Source organism: Pseudomonas sp. PS01299, assembly GCF_029960145.1.
Classification (GTDB): Bacteria; Pseudomonadota; Gammaproteobacteria; order Pseudomonadales; family Pseudomonadaceae; genus Aquipseudomonas; species Aquipseudomonas putida_A.
On the sequence record NZ_JASCPO010000359.1, the window covers coordinates 1 to 3,873 of the forward strand.

Sequence of the window (3,873 nt, forward strand, 5' to 3'; positions counted from 1 at the left end):
AAACCTTGGGGGAGCGGGCTTGCTCGCGAATGCGGTGGGTCAGTTGATGGTGATTTGGCTGAGTGGACGCCTTCGCGAGCAAGCCCGCTCCCACAATTGGATTGGGTTTGGTCAGTTGGGGAATGGTTGGTTTGTGAGCTGTCATCGCTGGTAGGTCAGCTCCCATGAAGCTGGTAGATATTGGTCGGCTGTCGGGCCGTCATCGCGAGCAGGCTCACTCCTACAGTTGGATTGGGTTTGGTCAGTTGGAGGGTGGTTGGCTGGCAGGCTGTCATCGCTGGCAAGCCAGCTCCCACAGGGGGTGGTGGGGTTTTAGCTGAGGACGACGACGCCGCCGGGGAGTTCGGTGCATTTGACGCCGTAGGCGTCGCGGATCAGCAGGGCGACGCCGGCGAGTTGGTCGAGGCTGAAGCGGGCCTGGACGCGGCGTTGGCCGAGGTCGCGGTTGAGCAGCAGCAACATGCCGGGGCGGTAGCGGTTGATCTCGTCGATCATCTGGCTGAGGGTTGCGCCGTTGAATACCAGTACTTGTTGGCGCCAGTTCATCACCGCTGCGGTGTCGACGCTCTGCACCGCGCCCACCTGTTGCCCGTCGTAGGTCAGTTGCTCACCGGGCTGCAAGCGCAGACTGCGGCCATCGACATTGACGTCCACCGAACCATCCAGGCAGGTCACGCAGACTTGCTGATCGGTGTTACGCAGGTTGAACCGCGCCTGACTCGCCCGCAACCACCCGCCTCCGGCCTGCATCGCCAGTGGCAACCGCGCGGTCTGTACTTCGACTTCGCCGCTGACCAGTTCGAAACCCTGCACGCCGTCATCGCCGGAGCGCTGGTTGATGCGGGTTTGTGTATTCAGTTCCAGGCTCACGCCATCGGCCGGTTCGACCCGGCGCTGCTCGCCGACTTCAGTGATGTAATCGGCGCCGAGGCCACCAAAGCCTCCCGGAATCGTCCCGCGCACCAGCAGAAACGCCGCCGACGCAGCAATGGCGCCACCGAGAAACGCGCGTCGGCCGAAGCGCCGAGGCGATTGCAGCATTTCAGCGGCAGGCTGCAGGTTGTGCCACAACACCTTGGCCTCTTCGAAAGCGCGGGCATGTTCGGCGCTTTGCGCGCACCAGTCGCGCAACGCCCGGGCGTCGGCCACGGTGGCGCGGCCCGAGGTCAGCAAGATCAACCAGTCGTGGGCTTCGTTGTGCAGAGTCTCGGCCGCCGATGGCTTGGCAGGTGTCAGTCGAAAGATGTTCAAACGCGCAGGTTCTCAACGAATTGATCGGGCACTATTCAGATGACGGTTTTCCGGCCCCGCGACCGAACCGCTGAAACACTTTTCTTTCCAGCTTCGCTGCGCAGTGCCCCAACGCGGCTTTGATTTCCTTCTCGACCATGCGCGTGGAAATGCCGAAGCGCTGGGAGATTTCCAGGTGCGGCGCCTCCTCCAGCCGCGCCGCGATGAAGATTCGGCGACGTCGTGCGGGCAGCTCGTAGAGGGCACTGAGCAGCGACTGGATTTCCTTTTGTCCACCAACCACCCGCGCCGGATCCAGCGCCTCGTCGCCGATCTGCAGCAGCTCTTCGACTTCCTCGCCAGTGAGCAGGCGCGCATCGGCCTGACGGCGGTCGGCGGCGATGTTCAGGGCCATGCGATAGAGGTAGGCATTGGGCCGCAGCAGGTTCGGCGGCGTTTCCATGCGGTCGACCCGCAGGTAGGTTTCGTGCAGCACGTCGTTGGCCAGATCCTCCGAACCGAGACGCCTGCGCAAGCGCACCCGAAAGTCCTCGTAGGACGTCAGGAACAGCTGGACCATCGAACCTTGTCCGGTGTCTTTCATCCCCCGGAAACTCCTTCCCATTTGGTGCATTCCATGCGTTTCCCTGACGACTCCGGTAACAACAGCAACGTGACCGGCTGACGCAACGCGCTGGGCGTCGGCCGGTCGATCCTGAGATTGCGAAAGCTCTCCACCAGCGCGGTATCGCGCCGTTCATCACCGGTCGAAGTGACCAACCGGTTGTGCTGCACCACGCCGTCACGCCCGACCCATACCTGCAACACCGCGCGATAACTGCCTGGGCGAGTCAGTGGCGAACGGCACAGGTTGCGCTCGATCGCCGCTTGCACGGCGGTGGCGTAGCTGCGACTCACAGCGGCGCTAGCCGGCGTGGTTTTGTCCAGGGCCGACGGCACGTCCTCGACCTGCGCCACTTGCAAGGTGAACGCATCGTCGCGGGCATAGCGCGCCATCAGGCCACTGCCGCCGAGCAAACGGCGCAAGGCGTCGGCAGCGGTGTATTCGCCATCGACCGCCAACGAGCGCCGGCCACGACTCAACTGACTGTCGACCAGCGCCGCCACCCCGGTGGCATGGCTGTACTGATCCAGCGCCCGGGCCAGGTCCTGCGCCGGAATGTGCAGCGTCATGCGCATGTCCGCCGGCACCGGTTCGGCTGTCACCCCGCCGCTGAACCAGCCAAGCAGCAGCCCCAGACCCACCCGGCGCACAAGAGTCGCTGAACGCTGAAGACCGTCCCTGGAACTGCCTCGCTGCACGGCTGACGTACCCCTGAAAACCGTCATCCTGATGGCTGTTTATGAATCTGGTGTGACGGGCGGTGCAAAAAAACCATCACGGGATTCGCGCAAGGCTTGAACTAGACTGCAATCAGAGAACGGCCGCTTCGGGCCGGCCAGGAGGCTTGCATGAAATCACTGTGGAAATTCGCCCTCGGCGGGCTGCTGCTGAGCGCCTTCGCCAGTGCCCACGCCGAACAGCCGCTGGGCTGTGTGGAGGTGACGGTGGGCGGCTACAAGGCGCCGAATTACGATTGTCTGAGTCAGCAGATGGGCAACAATCCCGAGGGCGCTGCCGCTGCGCAGAAGAATCAGGAAGCAATGAACGTTCCCGTGAACAAACGGCCACCAAATCAGGTTGGCCTCGCAACCCCGGCCGCAACTGGAACACGCATGGGCAACACCTTCGGCACCTCAGTCAAACCACAACGCCCACCCGCCAATAACGGAACCTCCCCATTAACCAATAAATGAGTCAAAACACCTGAGGCTAAGAAACTCACACACCTAAAGGAAGGGGAAACACACCTGTGGCGAGGGGATTTATCCCCGATCGGCTGCGCAGCAGTCGTCAATGTTGGGCCTGCTACGCAGGCCATCGGGGATGAATCCCCTCACCACAAGGAACACCTCAATCACAGGGTATGCACGTCAGTCGCTTGGGGTTTGGCGGAAGCTTACGGCCAGGCGATTCCAGCTGTTGATGGTAGTGACGGCCATGGTCAAATCCACCAGTTCAGCCTCACTGAATTGCGCTTTGGCCATCTGGTAAACATCATCCGGCACATGACTCTCGGCCAACAACGTCACGGCCTCAGCCCAGCCCAGGGCGGCGCGTTCACGCGGATTGAAAAAGCCGCTGTCGCGCCACACCGCGATCGCATACAACCGCCGATCACTCTCCCCGGCCCGCCGCGCGTCCACCGAGTGCATGTCGGTGCAGAACGCGCAGCCGTTGAGCTGCGAGGCGCGGATCCTGATCAGTTGCAACAGCGGCGCCTCGATGCTCAGGTCGCTGGTCAGCGCCTCCATGGCGATCATCGCTTTCATCGCCTTGGGCGATGCGTTGTAGTAGTCCAGACGCGGGGACATGGCAGGTCTCGGGAAGCGGAATGATGAGTTCACGGTAAGCGCAGAGCCCTCGGCATTACAGCCCCAATTCCACGGAATATCGCTACACCACTGCCGCCCGCCAAACACACAACCTTGTAGGAGTGAGCCTGCTCGCGATAGCGGTCATTCAGTCACCGCCATGTTGGAGGTGCCGACCTCATCGCGAGCAGGCTCACTCCTACAAGT

5 protein-coding genes are annotated in these 3,873 nt (G+C 62.4%); 1 reads left to right on the forward strand and 4 read right to left on the reverse strand.

Features of this window, described 5'->3' with window-relative positions:
* Window positions 1-312: 312 nt before the first annotated feature.
* The 3 genes from QMX91_RS29560 to QMX91_RS29570 are packed head-to-tail and all read right to left on the reverse strand — an operon-like array spanning window position 313 to window position 2,553.
* Window positions 313-1,251 carry a FecR domain-containing protein gene (locus QMX91_RS29560; protein ID WP_282413804.1) on the reverse strand — a complete coding sequence of 313 codons (939 nt, stop codon included), beginning with the start codon at window positions 1,249-1,251 and terminating at the stop codon, window positions 313-315.
* A gap of 31 nt (window positions 1,252-1,282) precedes the next feature.
* Window positions 1,283-1,834: an RNA polymerase sigma factor gene (locus tag QMX91_RS29565; protein ID WP_003225656.1), complete on the reverse strand. Its 552-nt coding sequence runs from the start codon at window positions 1,832-1,834 to the stop codon at window positions 1,283-1,285.
* Window positions 1,831-2,553, reverse strand: a complete 723-nt coding sequence (locus QMX91_RS29570) for a secretin and TonB N-terminal domain-containing protein (RefSeq protein ID WP_282413805.1) — start codon at window positions 2,551-2,553, stop codon at window positions 1,831-1,833. Before QMX91_RS29570 ends, QMX91_RS29565 begins: the two co-directional genes overlap by 4 nt.
* Window positions 2,554-2,703: 150 nt before the next feature.
* Between QMX91_RS29570 and QMX91_RS29575 the strand changes: the two genes are divergently transcribed.
* Window positions 2,704-3,048, forward strand: a complete 345-nt coding sequence (locus tag QMX91_RS29575; RefSeq protein ID WP_027613105.1) for a hypothetical protein — start codon at window positions 2,704-2,706, stop codon at window positions 3,046-3,048.
* A 177-nt stretch (window positions 3,049-3,225) separates the two neighbouring features.
* Here QMX91_RS29575 and QMX91_RS29580 read toward each other — a convergent pair whose 3' ends face one another.
* Window positions 3,226-3,666, reverse strand: coding sequence for a carboxymuconolactone decarboxylase family protein (locus QMX91_RS29580; protein WP_139053756.1), 441 nt, complete (start codon window positions 3,664-3,666; stop codon window positions 3,226-3,228).
* Window positions 3,667-3,873 lie beyond the last annotated feature (207 nt).

What these genes read in the sequence shown, in the direction of transcription:
- QMX91_RS29565 (WP_003225656.1), bottom strand. Translation starts at nt 1,834, where the DNA reads ATGAAAGACACCGGACAAGGTTCGATGGTCCAGCTGTTCCTGACGTCC.
- QMX91_RS29575 (WP_027613105.1), top strand. Translation starts at nt 2,704, where the DNA reads ATGAAATCACTGTGGAAATTCGCCCTCGGCGGGCTGCTGCTGAGCGCC.
- QMX91_RS29580 (WP_139053756.1), bottom strand. Translation starts at nt 3,666, where the DNA reads ATGTCCCCGCGTCTGGACTACTACAACGCATCGCCCAAGGCGATGAAA.